Consider the following 19,128-nt stretch of genomic DNA (forward strand, 5'->3'; position numbering starts at 1 on the left):
TAAAAAAGAAAGCATTCAGATTAAATTATAAGCCACATTTTTGAGTAAAGAGATTACATGGCCACAATTAACCAGTTAGTACGAAAGCCGCGTGTACAAAGACGCACTAAATCTATGGTGCCTGCGTTAGGTGAATGCCCGCAAAAACGCGGTGTATGCACACGTGTTTATACGGTGACACCGAAAAAGCCAAATTCGGCTTTACGGAAGGTAGCGCGGGTGCGTTTAACCAATGGTATGGAAGTAACCACTTACATCGGTGGTGAAGGCCATAATCTCCAGGAGCACTCGGTTATTCTGATGCGTGGCGGCCGGGTAAAAGACTTACCTGGTGTTCGCTATCACGTGGTTCGTGGTGCTTTAGATACCTCAGGTGTATCGGGCCGAAAACAAGGGCGTTCTAAATATGGTGCTAAAAGGCCTAAAGATAAATAAATTAAATAGCTAGGAATTGAGTTATGCCAAGAAGACGTGTTGCTGCTAAAAGGGTTATTCTCCCTGATCCTAAGTTTAAAAGTGAGTTATTGAGTAAATTCATTAACTCAGTGATGAAAAATGGGAAAAAAGCTGTTGCCGAAAAAATCGTTTATGGCGCTTTAGAACGCTTAGATGCCCGATTAAGAGATAAGTCTAAAAAAGTAGACAGAGATGAAGAAGCGGGCGGGGAAGGCAGTAGTGGAAAGCAAGGCTTCGATGCAGATGCATTACTCGATATTTTTGACCAGGCTTTAGATAATATCCGACCGAACGTTGAGGTAAGAGCAAGACGTGTGGGTGGCTCGACCTATCAGATTCCAGTTGAAGTACGCCCATCGCGGCGTACAGCCTTAGCCATGCGCTGGCTTAAGGTGGCAGCAAGCCAACGTAGCGAAAAGACCATGGCACAACGCCTGTCGGCAGAGATTTTGGATGCTTATGACAATAAAGGCATCGCAGTGAAAAAACGAGAAGATACGCACCGTATGGCTAAAGCTAACCAAGCTTTTGCTCATTTCCGGTTCGGCTGATTTTAAAAAATTTAAAAGGTACTGAGTGTGGATCGACAAACGCCCATAGAACGCTATCGAAATATCGGTATTATTGCCCATATCGATGCGGGGAAGACAACAACAACAGAGCGTATATTATTTTATACTGGGGTATCCCATAAGCTGGGTGAGGTCCATGAAGGAACCGCCATTATGGATTGGATGGCTCAAGAGCAAGAGCGAGGTATTACGATTACCTCCGCTGCGACCACCTGTTTTTGGGATGGTATGGCCCATCAATTTCCTCAGCATCGTATTAATATTATTGATACGCCTGGACACGTTGATTTTACTATTGAAGTAGAACGCTCATTGCGTGTGCTGGATGGTGCTTGTGTCGTTTTTTGTGCGGTCAGTGGTGTTGAGCCACAATCAGAAACGGTATGGCGCCAAGCAAATAAATATCAGGTGCCGCGGCTTGCCTTTGTGAATAAGATGGATAGAGCAGGTGCAAATTTCTTACGCGTCGTTGAGCAAATAGCTAAGCGCTTAGGTGGGCGTCCGATCCCTATTCATATTCCGATAGGCGCAGAAGAAAATTTTGAGGGCGTCGTTGATTTAGTGCAAATGAAGGCTATTTACTGGGACGAAAGTACGCAAGGCATGCGGTTTGAATATCGAGATATCCCTGAAGGCCTCAAAGCTGAGTGTGAAACTTGGCATGAAAAGCTGATTGAGACAGTTGCTGAAGCTACTGAAGAAATGACAGAGCGCTATCTCAATGGTGAAAAATTTACTACCGATGAGCTCAAGCACGCCATTCGTGTGTTGACTTTAGACAACAAGATTGTTCCGGTACTGTGTGGTTCCGCCTTTAAGAATAAGGGTGTGCAAGCGATGTTGGATGCCGTTATTGAGTATTTACCGGCTCCTAATGATGTTGCGGCCATTAAAGGTGTGCTCGATGATGCTAATCAGACCGTCGCTGAAAGACCGCCGGTTGATAACGCACCTTTTGCGGCGCTGGCATTTAAGATAGCAACCGATCCCTTTGTTGGTTCGTTGGTATATTTTCGAGTCTACTCGGGTGTCGTAAAGAGCGGCGACAGTGTTTACAACCCAGTTAAAAGTAAAAAAGAGCGTATAGGGCGTATCGTGCAAATGCACGCTAATACGCGGGAAGAAATAAAAGAAGTCAGAGCGGGCGATATTGCTGCCGCTGTTGGTCTGAAGTACACCACGACCGGTGATACATTGTCAGATCCCAATAACATTATTACGTTAGAGCGCATGGAGTTTCCTGAGCCGGTTATCTCTGTAGCGGTAGAGCCTAAAACCAAGGCCGACCAAGAGAAAATGTCTATTGCGTTGAGTAAGTTAGCGCAAGAAGATCCTTCTTTTCGAGTGCGGGTTGATGAAGAATCAGGTCAAACCATTATTTCTGGTATGGGAGAACTGCATTTAGAAATTATTGTGGACCGCATGAAACGAGAATTTAGTGTCGAAGCGAATGTCGGTAAGCCACAGGTCGCTTATCGAGAAACCATACGTAAAGCCGTAGAACAAGAAGGAAAGTTTGTTCGTCAAAGTGGTGGTCGCGGCCAATATGGTCATGTATGGATAAAGCTAGAACCATTAGAAGCAGGTAAAGGTTACGAATTTGAAAATGCTATTGTCGGTGGTGCTATTCCTAGAGAATATATTCCAGCCGTGGATAAAGGAATAAAAGAGCAATTAGAAAATGGTGTGATAGCCGGTTATCCAGTCGTCGATGTGAAAGTAACCCTTTTCGATGGGACTTATCATGATGTTGATTCCAGCGAAATGGCTTTCAAAATTGCCGGCTCCATGGCGTTTAAAGAAGGTGCACGCAAAGCGTCACCCGTGTTATTAGAGCCGATTATGAAGGTCGAAGTGGTGACCCCTGAAGAATACATGGGTGATGTCATGGGTGATCTGAATCGCCGGCGTGGAATTTTGCAAGGCATGGAAGATTTGCCTGCGGGTGGTGGAAAAATGATACGCGCTGAAGTTCCGCTTTCTGAAATGTTTGGTTATGCCACAGACTTACGTTCAGCGACTCAAGGACGTGCAACCTATACGATGGAGTTTGGTAAATATAACGAAGCTCCCGCTAATGTTGCGGATGGTATTATTCGTAAAAAAGATGATAGTAAATAATTAATAGTTATTGAGGTAAAAATTATGGCCACTGGAAAGTTTGTACGAAATAAGCCCCACTTAAACGTGGGAACTATAGGCCACGTTGATCATGGTAAGACAACATTGACTGCAGCAATTACTAAATGTATGGCTGATAAGTTTGGTGGTGAAGCGATAGCATTTGATAAAATTGATAAAGCACCTGAAGAAAAGGCGCGTGGTATCACTATTTCGACTTCGCACGTAGAGTATGAAAGCGATAAACGTCACTATGCGCACGTTGACTGTCCAGGCCATGCCGATTATGTGAAAAACATGATTACCGGTGCTGCGCAGATGGACGGTGCAATACTTGTAGTGAGTGCGGCAGACGGTCCTATGCCACAAACACGTGAACACATCTTATTAGCGCGACAAGTAGGCGTGCCTAATATCGTTGTATTTATGAATAAATGTGACATGGTAGATGACGCCGAGTTATTAGACTTAGTAGAAATGGAAATCAGAGAATTGCTTTCTAAGTATGAATTTCCTGGCGACGATATTCCTGTTATCCGTGGATCGGCTAAGAAAGCGCTAGAAGGTGATTGTGAAGGCGGCGGTGTTTATGCGTTGGTTAAGGCGATGGATGACTATTTTCCAGAACCCGTTCGTGATACGGATAAGCCTTTCTTAATGCCTATCGAAGATGTATTTACCATTTCAGGTCGTGGAACGGTAGTAACCGGCCGTGTAGAACGTGGAATTGTTAAAGTAGGTGATGCTGTGCAAGTGGTGGGCTTAAGAGCTGTACAAGATACTGCTGTGACTGGCGTGGAAATGTTCCGTAAGTTACTGGATCAAGGTGAAGCAGGCGATAACATTGGTGCGTTAATCCGAGGATTAAAGCGTGAAGATGTGGAACGCGGCCAAGTATTGGCGAAGCCGGGTACTGTAGAAGCTTGGACAGAATTTGAAGCAGAAATTTATGTGCTGACCAAGGAAGAAGGTGGTCGTCATACTGCGTTCATGAATAATTATAAACCACAGTTTTATTTTCGAACCACCGATGTAACCGGAACGATTAAACTTCCTGAAGGATCGGAAATGGTTATGCCAGGAGATAACGTTAAAATTACAGTGACGTTGATGAATGAGTATGGTGTTGCTATGGAGAAAGGTTTACGTTTCGCAATTCGTGAAGGTGGTAAGACCGTAGGATCTGGTGTTGTTTCTAATCTTGTTAAAAAAGGTAAAAAGGCCTAATGGTCAGTAGGAAATAATTATGTCTTTAAAAGTCCCAGATTTTCGTATAGTACTACTTGCGTTTGATCATCGCTTAATCGATGCAACAACGAAAGAGATTGTGAGCTCATTAAAACGAACAGGAGCTATTATCTCTGCGATTCCTTTGCCGATACACAAAAAGAAGTGCACGATTAACACATCGCCACATGTTGATAAAGATGCTCGAGATCAGTATGAGATACGTACTTATAAACGCTTAATTGATGTTTATGCTTCAACTGATAAAACGGTCGATGCTATTAGTAGAGATCTTGCGGCTTTACCTTCTAATGTTGATATTCAGGTAAAAATGAGTGACAAAAAAGATAAGAGCGATAAGAAAGATAAGTAATTTCCTTAAAAATGCTAATTCAGTGAAGGTTTTTTTTTATGACAATGGGTTTAATAGGTCGAAAATGTGGTATGACGCAGATATATGCTGAAAACGGTTCGGCAATACCTGTCACGCTCATTGAAATACTACCTAATCGTGTAGTTCAAATTAAAACTAAAGAACGCGATGGATATGAGTCTGTTCAGGTAACCACAGATAAAAAATCTTCTTCACGGTTAAGTAAAGCCGAAGCGGGTCATTTTGCTAAGGCTAATGTTGAGCCTGGGAAAGGTCTTTGGGAATTTCAGTTAAATGACGAAGATAGTGAATTTATTAAGGACTTATCATTAGGAAAGGAAATTACCGTTGATCAGTTATTTAAACTGGGCACATGCGTTGACGTGACAGGTACTAATAAGGGTAAGGGATTTGCAGGTGTTATTAAGCGATATCATTTCGCTACGCAAGATGCTACGCATGGTAATTCGCTTTCGCATCGCGCACCGGGTTCTATAGGTCAGCGTCAATCGCCAGGCCGTGTGTTTAAAGGTAAGAAAATGTGTGGGCAGTTAGGGAATCATCGTTGCACCATTCAATCTTTAGAAGTAGTTAAGGTCGATCCTGAACGGCATTTACTGCACATAAAAGGGGCGGTACCAGGAGCGCCAGGTGGGCACGTTATTATTAAACCCGCGGTAAGAAAAAAGAATAAACGAAATAAAGGCTGATCCCCTAGTAAAGATTGATTTAAAATATTGAAATATAAATTTTTGGAATGGTGTTATGCAAGTGGCTTTAGTTACAAAGAATGGCGCAAATCAAGAACTGCAGTTGTCAGAAGCTGTTTTCGGTTGTCGTTTTAATGAGCCTTTAGTTCATCAAGTTGTCACGGCTTATTTGGCAGGAGGACGGCAAGGTACGCGCGCGCAGAAGAACCGCGCTGCTGTGAGTGGTGGTGGAAAGAAACCTTGGAAACAAAAAGGCATGGGTCGTGCAAGAGCTGGAACTATCCGTAGCCCGCTGTGGCGTAGTGGTGGAGTTACTTTTGCATCAAGCACGCAAGATTTTTCGCAGAAAGTAAATAAAAAAATGTATCGCGCAGCGATGCGATCCATTTGTTCAGAATTATTACGACAAGGTCGATTTATAGTTTTGGAAGCGTTTGAGCTTGAAAAAGCCAAAACACGGGATTTCGTGGCTAAGCTTCAAGAACTTAATATTGATCAAAAAGTACTTATCGTACTTGAAGAAATTAATGAAAATATTTATTTAGCGGCAAGAAATTTACATAAAGTAGAGTTAACTGACGTGGAAGCTATCAATCCAGTTAACTTAATTAATTATGAAAAAATATTAATTACGGCGCCTGCTTTAAAACAAATTGAGGAACTCTTAGCATGATGAATATTGCCCTAACTCAGCAGTTGCGCCGGTTTAAGATTATTCAACGGCCGCATTTATCAGAAAAGTCTACGATGCTCGCGGATAAGCATCGACAGTTTGTTTTTAAAGTATTAAAGAATGCAAATAAGTCAGAAATCAAACAAGCAGTAGAATCTCTGTTTAATGTAAAAGTAAATGCCGTGCAACTTTTGAATGTGAAAGCTAAAGGTCGACGCTTTAAACAAGTTGAAGGTCAGTTAAAGGGTTGGAAAAAAGCATATGTAAGCTTAAAAGATGGTTACGACATTGATTTTACCGGAACAAAATAGAGAGAAATAAGTTTTATGCCTAGTAAAAAAGCAAATCCTACCTCACCAGGTCGTCGCTTTGTCGTTGAGATCTCCAAAGTAGGTCTACATAAAGGTAAGCCACATAGTAGTTTATTGGCTCCTAAGCCTAAAAAAGGTGGGCGTAATAATCAAGGAAGGATTACCACGCGTCATCAAGGTGGCGGTCATAAACAGCAATATCGATTGATAGACTTTAAGCGAGACAAAGAAGGAATAGCGGGCCGTGCTGAACGTATAGAATACGACCCAAATCGTACAGCACACATTGCTTTAATATTGTATCCGGATGGTGAGCGACGTTACATTTTGGCGCCGAATGACCTTAAGGTAGGGATGCAAGTAACAGCAGGAGCTGAGGCTTTGATACGGCCGGGTAACTCATTGCCTTTACGCAATATTCCGGTTGGAACGGTATTGCATGCCATCGAGCTTAAGCCTGGAAAAGGCGCTCAGTTGGCACGTAGCGCTGGTGCATATGTACAGCTCATTGCGCGCGAAGGAGATTATGCTACTATACGGCTGCGCTCGGGTGAGCTACGAAAAGTACCTGTCGAATGTAAGGCGAGCATAGGTGTTGTCAGCAATAATGATCATAATCTGCGTTCTTTAGGAAAGGCAGGCGCATCACGTTGGCGTGGGATTCGGCCCACCGTTAGAGGTGTGGCGATGAACCCGGTTGATCACCCGCATGGTGGTGGTGAAGGTAAAACTTCAGGTGGACGACATCCTGTGAGCCCTTGGGGTCTTCCAACCAAGGGATATAAGACTCGCCGAAATAAGCGCAATGCAAAAATGATTGTGCAACGGCGTAAAAAGAAATAATTTAATTTGATGAGGTGATCTAGTGCCACGCTCAGTAAAAAAAGGTCCATATATACAGGGACATTTAACGAAAAAAGTACAGGCAGCTCAGGCTGCAAGTGTTAAGCGGCCTATTAAAACATGGTCACGTAGCTCTATGATTTTGCCTGAAATGATAGGTTTGACTATAGCGGTTCATAATGGTCGTGATTTTGTTCCTATATATATTACAGAAAATATGATAGGTCACAAATTAGGAGAGTTCTCTATTACGCGAACTTTTCGTAGCCACAGGGCCGCTGATAAGAAAGCCAAAGGCGCAGATGAAAAAAAATAGTTAATGAGGTATAGAAAGTGGAAGTTGCAGCACATTTAAAATACGCACGGTTGTCACCACAAAAGTGTCGATTAGTGGCGGATCAAGTACGCGGTTTAACCGTGGAAAAGGCACTGCAAGTTTTGACTATGAGTGTCAAAAAAAATGCTAAGGCTATAAAAAAAGTTTTGGAATCAGCCGTAGCGAATGCCGAACATAATGCTGGAGCGGATATCGATACCCTTAAAGTATCGACTATTTTTGTAGACCAAGGTCCTACTTTAAAGCGTATGCATGCTAGAGCTAAGGGCCGGAGTAATCGCATATTAAAACCAACTTGTCACATTACAGTAAAAGTGTCAGATGCTAATGGGGAGAAAAACTAATTATGGGCCATAAGGTTAATCCTGTTGGAATGCGTTTAGGTATAACCCGAACATCGACAGCGAGATGGTATGCAAAAAAGTCTCATGAGTATGCGGATAATCTTTACAGTGATTTATGTGCTCGTAAACTGATAGAAAAAGCGCTATTACAAGCTGGAGTTTCATCCATACAAATAGAACGAGCGGCAAAAAAATCAAAGATAACTATTTCCGTTGCCAAACCCGGCATAGTAATAGGTAAAAAGGGTGAATACATTGATCGTTTAAGGGAACAATTAGAAAAAATAATGCTAGTGCCGGTTCGACTTTCCGTGGTGGAAGTAAAGAAACCTGAATTGGACGCTAAATTAGTGGCAGAAAATATTGCGCAACAATTAGAGCGTCGTGTTATGTTTCGTCGAGCGATGAAACGTGCTGTACAAACTGCGTTACGCTTAGGCGCGCTTGGAATTAAAATTAATGTTTCCGGACGTTTAGGTGGAGCTGAAATTGCACGCAGTGAACGTTATCAAGAAGGAAGCGTTCCATTACATACTTTCCGGGCAGACATCGATTACAGTTTAGCGGAAGCACAAACAACCTATGGAAAATTAGGCGTCAAGGTTTGGATTTATAAGGGTGAAGTTTTTGATCGCTCAAAAATTTCGAGTTTAGAAACTACAGAAGCTAAGACACAATTTCTTGATGATAGAAATCAAAAGCATTATAGTCGCAGACGTCAACCTGCGCCTAAACATGCTGCGAATAAAGAAATTGTTGATGAAGCCACGCGTTAAAATAATAGTGAAGAATAGGTAATTTGGGAAAAGATTATGTTGCAACCCAAGCGAACAAAATATCGTAAGCAATTTAAAGGGCGTAATCGCGGTATTGCTACACGAGGTACAGAAGTTAGTTTTGGACAATATGGCTTGAAAGCAACTGCTGCAGGCTTTATAACTTCGAGACAAATTGAAGCAGCGCGTCGTGCTTTAACGCGACACATAAAACGCGGTGGAAAAGTTTGGATTCGAATATTTCCTGATAAACCGATTACTAAAAAACCTTTAGAAGTCCGTCAAGGAAAAGGTAAGGGTAGCGTTGAATATTGGGTAGCGGTCATACAGCCGGGGCGCGTTTTATTTGAAATGGAAGGTATATCTGCTGAAATGGCTAAAGTAGCTTTAAAATTGGCAGCAGCAAAATTGCCTATGACTACTAACTTTGTAACGCGGACGGTGATTTAATGAATAAAAAAGAGAAAACTGAATTACGTAAATTATCACTAGAAGCACTTAGGGAAGAAAGCTTTAAGTTAGGACAGGAGAAGTTTAAATTAGAAGCGCAACATGCGACACATCAACTAACTGCAACACATAGATTGAAAGCAGTTAGACGTTTGTTAGCAACATCATTAACTATTTTACACGAAAATATAGGCCACAAAGTATGAGCCAAGCAAGTAAAGTCAACCGTACCTTAAAGGGGCGAGTTATTAGTAATAAGATGGATAAAACCATCAACGTTTGTATAGAACGTAAAGTGAAACATCCTAAGTATGGAAAATACTTAAAGCGTAGCAGTAAAATCTTTGCGCATGATGCTGAAAATCAGTGTCAAATAGGTGATACCGTTATTATTCAGGAAGGACGTCCAATTTCCAAACGTAAAGCCTGGACGCTCGTGCAAGTGGTAGTAAAATCGATAAATCAGCAACCCGTTCCAGAAGAAACGACGGGATAGGGGAAGTTTTTTATGATACAAATGCAATCGGTACTTGCTGTAGCAGACAATAGCGGCGCTCGTAGTGTGATGTGTATTAAGGTATTAGGCGGATCAAAACGACGCTACGCCGGAGTGGGAGATGTTATTAGAGTCAGCGTCAAGGAAGCTGTTCCGCGCGGTAAAGTTAAAAAAGGTGAAGTTTGGCATGCTGTCGTTGTGCGTACTAAAAAACGCGTACGTAGAGGGGATGGTAGCGTGATACGTTTTGATAGTAACGCCGTTATTTTATTGACTGCGCAATTACAACCATTAGGCACACGTGTATTTGGTCCTGTTCCTAGAGAATTACGTACCGAACGCTTTATGAAAATTATCTCATTGGCATCTGAAGTATTATAAAGGTAGACCAAAATATGCGTAAAATTAGAAAAGGTGATACCGTCATCGCCTTAACCGGAAAAGACAAGGGTAAACAAGGAAAAGTACTAAATATTAGCGTGACTAAGAATCGTGCGCGCGTAGAAGGCATTAACTTAATAAAAAAACATGTGAAACCCAACCCGCAAAAAAATGTTGCTGGGGGAATAGTCACACAAGAAGCCGCAATTAATTTGACGAATCTGGCTGTGTATAATCCAGTGACGAAAAAAGGCGATAAAGTGGGAATAAAAAAGCTGGAAGATGGAAAGATGGTGCGCATCTTTAAATCTAACGGTGAGCTGGTTGATATCTAATAATTAGGTGAGATTTGATGGCAAGGTTAAAAGAGCATTATTTAAATACGGTTATGGCTAAACTTAAGCAAGAATTTGCTTATGGTAGTATCATGGAAGTTCCACGTATTACTAAAATTACACTCAATATGGGTGTGGGTGAAGCCGCAGCAAATAAGAAGGTTATTGATGCAGCCGCGTCAGATATGACGTTAATCGCTGCACAAAAACCGATTATTACTAAAGCTAAAAAATCTAATGCGGGTTTTAAAATTCGTGAAGATTGGCCTATTGGCTGTAAAGTAACGCTGCGAAAGACTCGTATGTACGAATTTTTAGATCGTTTAATCAGTGTAGCGATACCGCGGATTCGAGATTTTCGTGGATTTAGTCCTCGATCATTTGATGGCCGTGGGAATTATAGTTTAGGAATCCGCGAGCAAATCGTTTTTCCTGAAATTAAATACGATACTATTGATGCTTTAAGAGGTATGGATATCACTATTACTACCACTGCAAAAACAGATCAGGAAGGCCGAGCTTTATTAGCAGCATTTGAGTTTCCGTTTAAAGAGAATTAATATTTATGGCAAAGAAAAGTGTAATTATGCGCCAGAAAAAGCGCGAACTTATCGTTAAAAAATATGCGGTAAAACGTGCTGAGTTAAAAGAAATCATTTACAGTACAACTGCATCTGATGAAGATAAATGGTTGGCGCAACAGAAAATCCAATTAATGCCGCGTGATTCTTCTCCAGTGCGATTACGCAATCGTTGTCGTTTAACAGGGCGACCACGAGGTGTTTATCGGCACTTTGGATTGTCTCGAAATATGCTGCGGCTTTATGCTATGAAAGGTGAGCTCCCAGGATTAGTCAAATCAAGCTGGTAAGGTAAAAAATATGAGTATGCAAGATCCTATCGCAGATATGCTCTGCCGAATAAAAAATGCCCAAGCTATTGAAAAGCCAACGGTATCGATGCCTTCGTCAAAAATAAAATTAGCTATTGCTAAATTGTTAAAAGAAGAAGGCTATATTACTGATTTTCAATGTGAAGAAAAAGGATTCAGATCCTCGCTCACAATATTTTTAAAATATTATTTAGATAAACCCGTTATTGCTGCATTAAAGCGTGTAAGTCGTCCGGGTTTGCGGATATATCGCTCAGCGACTGAGTTACCTAAAGTGGTAGCTGGTTTAGGGGTCGCTATTATTTCCACTCCCAAAGGGTTGATGACAGATAGGGCGGCTCGAGCTTTAGGTCAAGGCGGCGAAGTAATTGCTATCGTTGAATAAACGTTAAGATAAAGGTTGGTATGTCAAGAGTTGCAAAAAATCCAATAAATTTCGGCGATGCACAAGTCACGCTGGACGGTGAAACCTTAGTTGTTAAAGGCAGCAAGGGCGTATTAAATTTAAAGCTGGCTAAGCAGGTTAACATAGAGATTAAAGATAAATCTTTACAAGTTAGCCCTATCGATGAGACTACTATGGCCGATGCTTTAGCCGGGACTACACGTGCCAATATTGCTAATGCGATTGTAGGTGTGGTTGATGGCTTTAAAAAAGTTTTACAACTCGTTGGTGTAGGTTATCGAGCCAATGTACAGGGCAATAAAATTAACCTTACATTAGGATTTTCACACCCTAGAGATTATGAGATTCCGGATGGAATTACTATAACAACCCCGACACCGACTGAAATAGTCATACAGGGATTTAATAAGCAATTAGTAGGACAGGTTGCGGCAGAAATACGTCAGTATCGCCCACCTGAATCTTATAAAGGTAAAGGTGTTCGTTATGCGAATGAACGCATTAAATTGAAAGAAACCAAGAAAAAATAGCGACTAGAGGTAGGCATGTTAGACAAGAAGTTAAAGCGAAAACGTAGGGCAACCAAGACACGTGCTAAGATACGCCAACTAGGTGTTCCGCGCCTTTGTGTCGGACGTACCACTAAGCATATTTATGCGCAAATTATTGTTTCTTCGGATGGAGGAGACAAAGTATTAGCAAGTGCTTCTACGCTAGATAAAGAAATCAAGACCTTAGGTACTACGACTGGAAATAATATTAAGTCAGCGGCAGTGATCGGTGATTTTATAGCAAAACGAGCATTAGCCGCTGGAATAAATCAAGTGGCTTTTGATCGTTCAGGTTTTAGGTATCATGGTTGTATCAAGGCATTGGCAGAGGCAGCCCGGGAAGCCGGATTGCCCTTTTAATTAAAAGGTTATTCATCGATGAGTTTTGATCAATCAACGAAAAGTGATGGTTTACAAGAAAAGTTAATTGCAGTTAATCGTCACGCTAAAGTCGTCAAAGGCGGGCGTATTTTTAGTTTTGCAGCGGGAGTTGTAGTAGGCGATGGTAAAGGACGTATTGGCTTTAGCAAACGTCCGGCGAGAGAAGTGTCTGTTGCTATGCAAAAAGCACTAGAAAAAGCACGACGAGACATGCTTTATATCGAACTGAATAATCACACGCTATTCCACCCGTTGGTGGGTCGTCACGGGGCAACTAAAGTTATTATACTTCCTGCCGTTGAAGGAACAGGTATTATTGCCGGTGGTCCTATGCGTGCTATCTTTGAAGTATTGGGCATTAAAAATGTCATAGCAAAAATTATTGGATCCTCAAATCGAATCAATGTCGTACGTGCCACTTTAAAAGCGTTGTCGAGCATGTCTACACCTGAAATGATTGCGGATAAACGTGGAAAATCGATTAAAGAAATTTACGAATAATTAAGGTAAGTAAATATGTCAGAAAAAAAATTGCGCTTGACTCTCCTCCGAAGTATTTCCGGTCGGTTGCCGCATCATACTGCGACAGTACTTTCGTTGGGTTTAAAGCGATTAAATCAGATCGTTGAAGTAAAAGATAACTTGCCTATGCGTGGAATGATCGATCAAGTATCTTACTTACTTAAAGTAGAGGAAATTTAACCATGTATCTTAATACATTGAAGCCTGCTCCGGGCTCAAAGCCTACTGCAAAGCGCGTAGGGAGAGGAATAGGTTCTGGTTTGGGGAAAACTTGTGGGCGTGGTCATAAAGGCCAGCGCGCACGTGCGGGCGGCTTTCATAAACTGGGTTTTGAAGGTGGACAAACGCCATTACAACGTCGTTTGCCTAAGTTCGGATTTACCGCCCTTAAATCATTACCATTACAAGTGCTACGTATTGATGCCTTAAATAAGATTAAGGCTGAGGTCGTTGACATACAAGTACTAAAAGATTGTCGATTGATTCCTGCTCTGACAAAAGAAGTTAAATTCATTGCAACAGGTAAACTTGAAAAATCAGTGACTGTAAAAGGTATAAAGTTAACTAAAGGAGCTGAGGCCTTAATTAAAGCAGCCGGTGGCAGTGTAGAGGCTTAAATAGATGGATAAAATTAGCCATCTAGCAGCTGCAGCTTCTGCAAAAGCGCGAGCTCCTAATAGCGGTTTTAGCGAACTTAAAAGACGTTTACTATTTGTCTTATTAGCATTGGTTATATATCGTATTGGCGCTCACATTCCGGTGCCGGGTTTGGACCCACATCGCTTAGCAGATTTATTTAGTCATCAAAGCAATAGCATTTTAGGTTTGTTTAACATGTTTTCGGGAGGTGCTCTTTCCCGATTTACGGTTTTTGCTTTAGGCCTTTTACCTTATATTTCTGTTTCAATTATCGTGCAGCTTTTAACAGCCGTAACGCCAGCATTAGAGGAACTTAAGAAAGAGGGTGAGGCAGGGCGTCGTAAACTTAACCAGTATACGCGTTATGGAACCGCGTTGCTGGCATTAATACAAGCCGTGGGCATGGCAAAATGGTTGGTAGGCAATCAAGTTGTTCTAAATCCTAGCTTTTTCTTTTATTTTGTTGCGACGGTTACGTTGGTTACCGGTACGATGTTTTTGATGTGGTTAGGTGAGCAAATTACCGAGCACGGTATCGGTAACGGTATTTCTTTGATAATTTTTTCGGGAATTGTGTCAGGACTGCCGGTGGCGATGGCTAAATCCTTGGAGCAGTTTAGACAGGGGCAGGTACAGTTTTTAACCTTACTCTGTATTTTGGCGGTTATTGTTTTGGTGACGGCATTTGTTGTATTTATGGAGCGAGGACAACGTCGTATCACGGTTAATTATCCACAACGTCAGCAAGGTCGAAAAATTTATAGTGCACAAACCAGTCATTTGCCTTTAAAGATCAACATGGCAGGAGTTATTCCACCGATATTTGCTTCTAGCATCATGTTGTTGCCCGGAACCTTTGCGAATTGGTTTGCTAACGTGAAAGGCTTAGGTTGGTTAGGGAAGCTTAGTTTTTGGTTAGCGCCGGGACAACCCCTATATATTTTGTTATTCGCTGCTGCAATCATATTTTTTTCTTTTTTTTATACGGCGTTGGTTTTTAATCCTAGAGAAACGGCGGACAATTTAAAGAAATCTGGGGCATTTATTCCTGGTATTAGACCGGGCGAGCAAAGCGCGAAGTACATTGATACAACGATGACTAGACTTACTTTAATTGGCTGTATATATCTGGTTTTGGTTGCTTTATTACCTGAGTTTATGATATTTACTTGGCATGTCCCTTTTTACTTTGGGGGCACCTCCCTATTAATTATTGTAGTGGTCATTATGGACTTTATGGTCCAGGTTCAATCCTTATTGATGTCGCATCAATATGAATCACTACTTAAAAAGGCCAATTTGAAGGGTTTGTCTGGCGGACCAGGCAGTGCCTATTAGTTGGCTGAAGGAATATAAGCTTCATCTTTAGAGGTTATTATGAAAGTTAGAGCGTCGATTAAAAAAATTTGCCGAAACTGTAAGGTTATCAAGCGTAAAGGTAAATTACGCGTTATTTGTTCGGCTGAAGCGCGCCATAAGCAGCGCCAGGGCTAGTATTGGCTTGTTGTTGAGCATTTTTCGTCATTGCGAGTGCACGGCGCGCGGCAATCCAGTTGAAAAACTTAGATTTTTTTGGATGGCAGCAGTCTCACTGGCGTTTTGGTCTTGTCATGACGGGCATTTTTGTAGCGTGCAAAGATATTTTTCCAGTGAGCGTTGTTGATTTTTTTTCAGGAGTGAGATACCCTACTGCGCCTTCTGAAATATCTTAAATTTAAGGGTTTGGAGTGAAAAATGGCTAGAATAGCCGGTGTCAATATACCAATAAATAAACATGTCGTTATAGGCTTAACCGCCATCTATGGTGTTGGTCGGTCCCGCGCAAGGAAAATATGCCAAGACTTGGCTATAGCGCCTGAGACTAAAGTTAAGGACCTTGTAGATGCCCAATTAGATGCTATACGGCAGAAGATTCTTACTTATAAAGTGGAAGGCGATTTACGGCGAGAAGTTTCCATCAGCATCAAGCGTTTGATGGATTTAGGCTGTTATAGAGGTATCCGCCATCGTCGTGGTTTACCTGTCCGTGGCCAACGTACTCGCACTAACGCACGTACGCGTAAGGGTCCTCGTAAAATGATTCGCAAGGATTAATGGCCATGTCACTCATAAAATGTATAAGCGTAGGTATTCATTAATATGTCAGATTACAATTCACATGCTTCTCAGCCGCCCTTAACTATGGCCGATAAAGCTTTAGCAGGCGCTCACCGTAAGCGTAAAGAGGTTATACCGGATGCTATCGTTCATCTGAGTACTTCGTTTAACAATACGATTATTTGTATACGCAAAGGCGGTGATACCTTAGGTATATCATCTGCCGGAGCTTGTGACTTTAAGGGTACTAAAAAGGGTACTGCTTTCGCTGCTCGGGTAGCTTTCGAAAAGGCCATAGAAAAAGCCTACGATAAATATAGAGCTAAATATAAACATAACCTGGGACGTGTTGAAGTTAGGATAAAGGGTCCTGGCCAAGGGTCGGAACAAGCGATTATGGCATTGAAGAACAAAGATATAGAGGTCACACAAATACTTAATGTTACAGGTATTCCTTTCAATGGTTGTCGGCCTCCTAAACGCCGTCGAGTTTAGAGAAAAACATACTCATAATGATAAGAATTCGAAGAGTATACATATTAATAATTTGGAGTAAATAATTTAATGGCTAGATACCGAGGTCCTACTTGTAAATTAGCACGCAGACTTGGGACTGATTTACAGTTAAAAAGTGGTATACGTGCACTTGATAGCAAATGTAAGTTAGCTACGCCTCCAGGTATGCATGGCGCCAAACGCGGCAGATTATCTGAATTTGGTGTATTGTTTCGCCAAAAACAATTAATTAGACGTACTTATGGTGTATTGGAAAGACAATTTCGACTTTATTATGCTAAAGCTGCTAAGCGTAAAGGGATCACCGGCGAAAATCTACTCAAATTGTTAGAATGCCGTTTAGACAATGTCATATTTCGGATGGGATTTTCTGCGACGCGCGCTGAAGCAAGACAGTTAGTCTCACATCGCTCCGTAAAAGTGAATGGAAATATTGTTAATATCCCTTCATACCAAGTTAAAGCGGGTGATGTTATTGAAATTAAGGAAAAAAGTAAGGCCCAAACTCGTATTCAAGCCGCACTAGAACTTGCGAAGCAAAAACCTCAGCCTGCTTGGATAGATGTGGATTCCACTAAATTACAAGGAATCGTTAAGTTAATTCCTGAGCGTAGCGAATTGCCCTTAGAATTTAATGAGAATCTAGTCGTTGAGTATTACTCTAAGTAAGAAGGTAGCCCATGTCGACGAATGTTAAGAAGTTTTTAACCCCACAAACCATCGAAGTTCAAAGTATTGCGCCAAATAGAGCGTTAATTACTTTGCAGCCTTTTGAAGCTGGTTTTGGCCATACCTTAGGAAATGCTCTGCGTCGAATATTGCTATCGTCTATGCCAGGCTGCGCAGTTGTGGAAGCAAAAATCGAAGGTGTACTTCATGAGTACAGTAGTTTAGATGGTGTACAAGAAGATATTATCGATATTTTGCTTAATTTAAAAGGCGTTGCCTTCCTGATGCATGGCAAAGAAGAAGTCACGCTTGAACTCACCAAGAATACGGTCGGGCCTGTGCGTGCGGGAGATATTACATTAACCCACGACGTTGAAGTTAAGAATCCAGATTTTATTATTGCGCATTTAACCAAACCGCAAGAGTTTAAAATGACGCTTAAAGTAGTAAGGGGACGTGGTTATCAACCCGCATCGCTACGCAAGGCAGATGATCAGTTCGTGAGTGAAGTTGGCTCATTACAATTGGATGCGCGTTTTAATCCAATATTACGTGCGACCTACTCCGTTGAAAATGCGCGTGTTGAGCAGCGTACTGACTTAGATAAATTAGTGATTGATTTAGAGACAAACGGTACTATTGAGCCTGAAGAGGCGATACGTCGTGCTGCGACGATTATACAAGAACAATTATATGCTTTTGTTGAGTTACAACATGAAACAGAAGATGAAGTTGTGGAAGATCTGGTTGATATTAACCCTATGTTATTACTTCCTGTTGATGAGTTGGAATTGACGGTACGAGCGGCTAATTGTTTAAAAGCTGAACATATTTATCGTATTGCCGACTTAGTCACCAAAACAGAATCAGAACTTTTATCTACACCGAATTTAGGTAAAGTGTCTTTATGGGAAATTAAAACCGCTTTACAAAAACGTGGATTGTCTTTAGGTATGGATGTTCCTTTGCAGCAACTGACTTCTCTAAAGAAATCTTTAGAAGGTGCAGAAGAAGCAGAAAAGTTAGAAAAAACTGAAGATATTAATAAAGATTAATTTAAAGGGCTAAGTGTTTTATGCGTCATCTTAATTCCGGCCGTCGATTAGGCCGAACAACCAGTCACAGAACCGCGATGTTTCGCAATATGGTTACTTCCTTGTTAGCCAAAGAAATTATATGTACAACCTTAGCTAAAGCTAAAGAACTGCGACGAGTTGCCGAACCGCTTATTACTTTAGCGAAAACTGATGGTGTTGCTCAACGACGCTTGGCTTTTGATCGTATACGTAATAAAGAAGCAGTGGCTACGCTTTTTAATACCGTAGGTCCACGCTTTAAAAAAAGACCCGGCGGTTATTTACGTATTTTGAAATGCGGGTACCGTGCCGGTGATTGTGCGCCTATGGCTATGGTTGAACTTGTCGAACGCACAGAGAGTGACACTAAATCATCGTAATAAATGAATTAACAGTGGATACTCTTTTATTCAGTCTATTGTAATAGCATTTTCGTCATTGCGAGCACCGTGCGTGGCCATTCATGGATGGCCACGGCCTCAGCAGCGTTTCGGTCTCGCCATGAGAACTGTTTTATGAACGTGTTATTTCTTTCGCCTTAACCAACGCTGCTTCTAATTCTAGATTGAATTGCTCCAATAGCTCGTTAGAATAATTTTGTTGTGCGATGGCGTTTTCCAGTGCAATGATGCTGACTTTAAGCCGTAACCATCCACAATACACACAAGAACCCAGTAATTTATGCAGCACATCTTCAAGTTTTTGCTGTTGTTGGTTTCGAAAAGCAGAATTAATTTCTGTTTGTAACATAGGGGTTTCTTTTATAAACAGATCGAGTAATTCCTTTAATATTTTGCTCGAATTTTTTGTGAAAGCTTTATCTATATTTTTATCCATGATCGGCAGATCGGATGGTTTTTTTTCCATATTCATTATCCTCAAAGTTGCCATATAATTTTTCAGTTTACTCATTGGGCCTAATCTAAGCGAGTCATTCATTTTATAGGCATATGAGAAATCTGTTGATTGTTTCT

Annotated in this window: 33 protein-coding genes; 32 read left to right on the plus strand and 1 reads right to left on the minus strand. The window is 41.4% G+C overall.

The genetic code is table 11. The features are described from left to right. Window positions 1-57 precede the first annotated feature (57 nt). From rpsL to rplQ, 32 genes are all read left to right on the plus strand, one after another. Window positions 58-435, plus strand: a complete 378-nt coding sequence (rpsL, locus tag AAHF87_RS06965; RefSeq protein ID WP_071662579.1) for a 30S ribosomal protein S12 — start codon at window positions 58-60, stop codon at window positions 433-435. A 23-nt stretch (window positions 436-458) separates the two neighbouring features. After that, window positions 459-1,007, plus strand: coding sequence for a 30S ribosomal protein S7 (gene rpsG, locus AAHF87_RS06970; RefSeq protein ID WP_342147782.1), 549 nt, complete (start codon window positions 459-461; stop codon window positions 1,005-1,007). A 27-nt stretch (window positions 1,008-1,034) separates the two neighbouring features. Continuing rightward, window positions 1,035-3,149, plus strand: coding sequence for an elongation factor G (fusA, locus tag AAHF87_RS06975; RefSeq protein WP_342147783.1), 2,115 nt, complete (start codon window positions 1,035-1,037; stop codon window positions 3,147-3,149). Window positions 3,150-3,173: 24 nt separating this feature from the next. Beyond that, window positions 3,174-4,376 carry an elongation factor Tu gene (tuf, locus tag AAHF87_RS06980; RefSeq protein WP_342147784.1) on the plus strand — a complete coding sequence of 401 codons (1,203 nt, stop codon included), beginning with the start codon at window positions 3,174-3,176 and terminating at the stop codon, window positions 4,374-4,376. Window positions 4,377-4,395: 19 nt separating this feature from the next. Then, entirely contained in the window at window positions 4,396-4,749 is a 354-nt protein-coding gene (gene rpsJ / locus AAHF87_RS06985; protein WP_342147786.1) for a 30S ribosomal protein S10, read from the plus strand. Window positions 4,750-4,787: 38 nt separating this feature from the next. Beyond that, window positions 4,788-5,459 carry a 50S ribosomal protein L3 gene (gene rplC / locus AAHF87_RS06990; RefSeq protein WP_342147787.1) on the plus strand — a complete coding sequence of 224 codons (672 nt, stop codon included), beginning with the start codon at window positions 4,788-4,790 and terminating at the stop codon, window positions 5,457-5,459. Window positions 5,460-5,514: 55 nt separating this feature from the next. Then, complete coding sequence (rplD, locus tag AAHF87_RS06995) at window positions 5,515-6,132, plus strand: 50S ribosomal protein L4 (protein ID WP_425288006.1); 618 nt, start codon at window positions 5,515-5,517, stop codon at window positions 6,130-6,132. Next, the gene (gene rplW / locus AAHF87_RS07000) at window positions 6,129-6,443 is read left to right on the plus strand and encodes a 50S ribosomal protein L23 (RefSeq protein WP_425287956.1); all 315 of its coding nucleotides are present in this window, start codon (window positions 6,129-6,131) and stop codon (window positions 6,441-6,443) included. The genes rplD and rplW overlap by 4 nt, the downstream gene beginning before the upstream one ends. Before the next feature lie 15 nt (window positions 6,444-6,458). Next, entirely contained in the window at window positions 6,459-7,286 is an 828-nt protein-coding gene (gene rplB, locus AAHF87_RS07005; RefSeq protein WP_342147788.1) for a 50S ribosomal protein L2, read from the plus strand. A gap of 22 nt (window positions 7,287-7,308) precedes the next feature. After that, window positions 7,309-7,602 (plus strand): 30S ribosomal protein S19, encoded by a 294-nt coding sequence (gene rpsS / locus AAHF87_RS07010; protein ID WP_339049897.1) that lies wholly within the window; start codon window positions 7,309-7,311, stop codon window positions 7,600-7,602. Between the two features lie 17 nt (window positions 7,603-7,619). After that, window positions 7,620-7,967, plus strand: a complete 348-nt coding sequence (rplV, locus tag AAHF87_RS07015) for a 50S ribosomal protein L22 (protein ID WP_342147789.1) — start codon at window positions 7,620-7,622, stop codon at window positions 7,965-7,967. A 2-nt stretch (window positions 7,968-7,969) separates the two neighbouring features. Continuing rightward, entirely contained in the window at window positions 7,970-8,743 is a 774-nt protein-coding gene (gene rpsC / locus AAHF87_RS07020; protein ID WP_342147790.1) for a 30S ribosomal protein S3, read from the plus strand. A 36-nt stretch (window positions 8,744-8,779) separates the two neighbouring features. Further along, window positions 8,780-9,193: a 50S ribosomal protein L16 gene (gene rplP, locus AAHF87_RS07025; RefSeq protein ID WP_342147791.1), complete on the plus strand. Its 414-nt coding sequence runs from the start codon at window positions 8,780-8,782 to the stop codon at window positions 9,191-9,193. Continuing rightward, window positions 9,193-9,399, plus strand: coding sequence for a 50S ribosomal protein L29 (gene rpmC, locus AAHF87_RS07030; protein ID WP_342147792.1), 207 nt, complete (start codon window positions 9,193-9,195; stop codon window positions 9,397-9,399). The genes rplP and rpmC overlap by 1 nt, the downstream gene beginning before the upstream one ends. Beyond that, window positions 9,396-9,689 carry a 30S ribosomal protein S17 gene (rpsQ, locus tag AAHF87_RS07035; RefSeq protein WP_342147793.1) on the plus strand — a complete coding sequence of 98 codons (294 nt, stop codon included), beginning with the start codon at window positions 9,396-9,398 and terminating at the stop codon, window positions 9,687-9,689. Before rpmC ends, rpsQ begins: the two co-directional genes overlap by 4 nt. A 12-nt stretch (window positions 9,690-9,701) precedes the next feature. Continuing rightward, window positions 9,702-10,070: a 50S ribosomal protein L14 gene (rplN, locus tag AAHF87_RS07040; protein WP_342147794.1), complete on the plus strand. Its 369-nt coding sequence runs from the start codon at window positions 9,702-9,704 to the stop codon at window positions 10,068-10,070. A gap of 14 nt (window positions 10,071-10,084) precedes the next feature. Further along, complete coding sequence (gene rplX, locus AAHF87_RS07045) at window positions 10,085-10,405, plus strand: 50S ribosomal protein L24 (RefSeq protein WP_342147795.1); 321 nt, start codon at window positions 10,085-10,087, stop codon at window positions 10,403-10,405. A 17-nt stretch (window positions 10,406-10,422) separates the two neighbouring features. Then, complete coding sequence (rplE, locus tag AAHF87_RS07050; RefSeq protein ID WP_342147796.1) at window positions 10,423-10,965, plus strand: 50S ribosomal protein L5; 543 nt, start codon at window positions 10,423-10,425, stop codon at window positions 10,963-10,965. Between the two features lie 5 nt (window positions 10,966-10,970). After that, a complete protein-coding gene (rpsN, locus tag AAHF87_RS07055; RefSeq protein ID WP_342147797.1) occupies window positions 10,971-11,276 on the plus strand; it encodes a 30S ribosomal protein S14 in 306 nt (101 codons plus the stop codon). A gap of 10 nt (window positions 11,277-11,286) precedes the next feature. Then, the gene (gene rpsH, locus AAHF87_RS07060; protein WP_342147799.1) at window positions 11,287-11,682 is read left to right on the plus strand and encodes a 30S ribosomal protein S8; all 396 of its coding nucleotides are present in this window, start codon (window positions 11,287-11,289) and stop codon (window positions 11,680-11,682) included. 20 nt (window positions 11,683-11,702) lie between these two features. Next, entirely contained in the window at window positions 11,703-12,233 is a 531-nt protein-coding gene (gene rplF / locus AAHF87_RS07065) for a 50S ribosomal protein L6 (protein WP_342147800.1), read from the plus strand. A gap of 15 nt (window positions 12,234-12,248) precedes the next feature. Beyond that, window positions 12,249-12,614 carry a 50S ribosomal protein L18 gene (rplR, locus tag AAHF87_RS07070; RefSeq protein ID WP_342147801.1) on the plus strand — a complete coding sequence of 122 codons (366 nt, stop codon included), beginning with the start codon at window positions 12,249-12,251 and terminating at the stop codon, window positions 12,612-12,614. A gap of 18 nt (window positions 12,615-12,632) precedes the next feature. Further along, on the plus strand, window positions 12,633-13,136 hold the full coding sequence (rpsE, locus tag AAHF87_RS07075) for a 30S ribosomal protein S5 (protein WP_342147802.1): 504 nt from the start codon (window positions 12,633-12,635) through the stop codon (window positions 13,134-13,136). A 15-nt stretch (window positions 13,137-13,151) separates the two neighbouring features. Then, entirely contained in the window at window positions 13,152-13,337 is a 186-nt protein-coding gene (gene rpmD, locus AAHF87_RS07080) for a 50S ribosomal protein L30 (protein WP_342147803.1), read from the plus strand. Window positions 13,338-13,339: 2 nt separating this feature from the next. Further along, window positions 13,340-13,774, plus strand: a complete 435-nt coding sequence (gene rplO, locus AAHF87_RS07085; protein WP_342147804.1) for a 50S ribosomal protein L15 — start codon at window positions 13,340-13,342, stop codon at window positions 13,772-13,774. Window positions 13,775-13,778: 4 nt separating this feature from the next. Further along, the gene (gene secY, locus AAHF87_RS07090) at window positions 13,779-15,134 is read left to right on the plus strand and encodes a preprotein translocase subunit SecY (protein WP_342147805.1); all 1,356 of its coding nucleotides are present in this window, start codon (window positions 13,779-13,781) and stop codon (window positions 15,132-15,134) included. Between the two features lie 39 nt (window positions 15,135-15,173). After that, a complete protein-coding gene (gene rpmJ / locus AAHF87_RS07095) occupies window positions 15,174-15,290 on the plus strand; it encodes a 50S ribosomal protein L36 (protein WP_339049872.1) in 117 nt (38 codons plus the stop codon). Between the two features lie 240 nt (window positions 15,291-15,530). Continuing rightward, window positions 15,531-15,890, plus strand: a complete 360-nt coding sequence (gene rpsM, locus AAHF87_RS07100; RefSeq protein ID WP_342147806.1) for a 30S ribosomal protein S13 — start codon at window positions 15,531-15,533, stop codon at window positions 15,888-15,890. Between the two features lie 45 nt (window positions 15,891-15,935). Then, the gene (gene rpsK / locus AAHF87_RS07105; RefSeq protein WP_342147807.1) at window positions 15,936-16,388 is read left to right on the plus strand and encodes a 30S ribosomal protein S11; all 453 of its coding nucleotides are present in this window, start codon (window positions 15,936-15,938) and stop codon (window positions 16,386-16,388) included. A gap of 69 nt (window positions 16,389-16,457) precedes the next feature. Next, window positions 16,458-17,078: a 30S ribosomal protein S4 gene (rpsD, locus tag AAHF87_RS07110; protein ID WP_342147808.1), complete on the plus strand. Its 621-nt coding sequence runs from the start codon at window positions 16,458-16,460 to the stop codon at window positions 17,076-17,078. Window positions 17,079-17,089: 11 nt separating this feature from the next. Then, the gene (locus AAHF87_RS07115) at window positions 17,090-18,133 is read left to right on the plus strand and encodes a DNA-directed RNA polymerase subunit alpha (protein WP_342147809.1); all 1,044 of its coding nucleotides are present in this window, start codon (window positions 17,090-17,092) and stop codon (window positions 18,131-18,133) included. 20 nt (window positions 18,134-18,153) lie between these two features. Further along, complete coding sequence (gene rplQ / locus AAHF87_RS07120) at window positions 18,154-18,534, plus strand: 50S ribosomal protein L17 (protein ID WP_342147810.1); 381 nt, start codon at window positions 18,154-18,156, stop codon at window positions 18,532-18,534. A gap of 133 nt (window positions 18,535-18,667) precedes the next feature. On the opposite strand, the gene AAHF87_RS07125 is transcribed toward rplQ, so the two are convergent. Then, window positions 18,668-19,021 (minus strand): Hpt domain-containing protein, encoded by a 354-nt coding sequence (locus AAHF87_RS07125; protein WP_342147811.1) that lies wholly within the window; start codon window positions 19,019-19,021, stop codon window positions 18,668-18,670. Window positions 19,022-19,128 lie beyond the last annotated feature (107 nt).

It is taken from the genome of Rickettsiella endosymbiont of Aleochara curtula (assembly GCF_964030935.1).
Lineage (GTDB): Bacteria > Pseudomonadota > Gammaproteobacteria > Diplorickettsiales > Diplorickettsiaceae > Aquirickettsiella.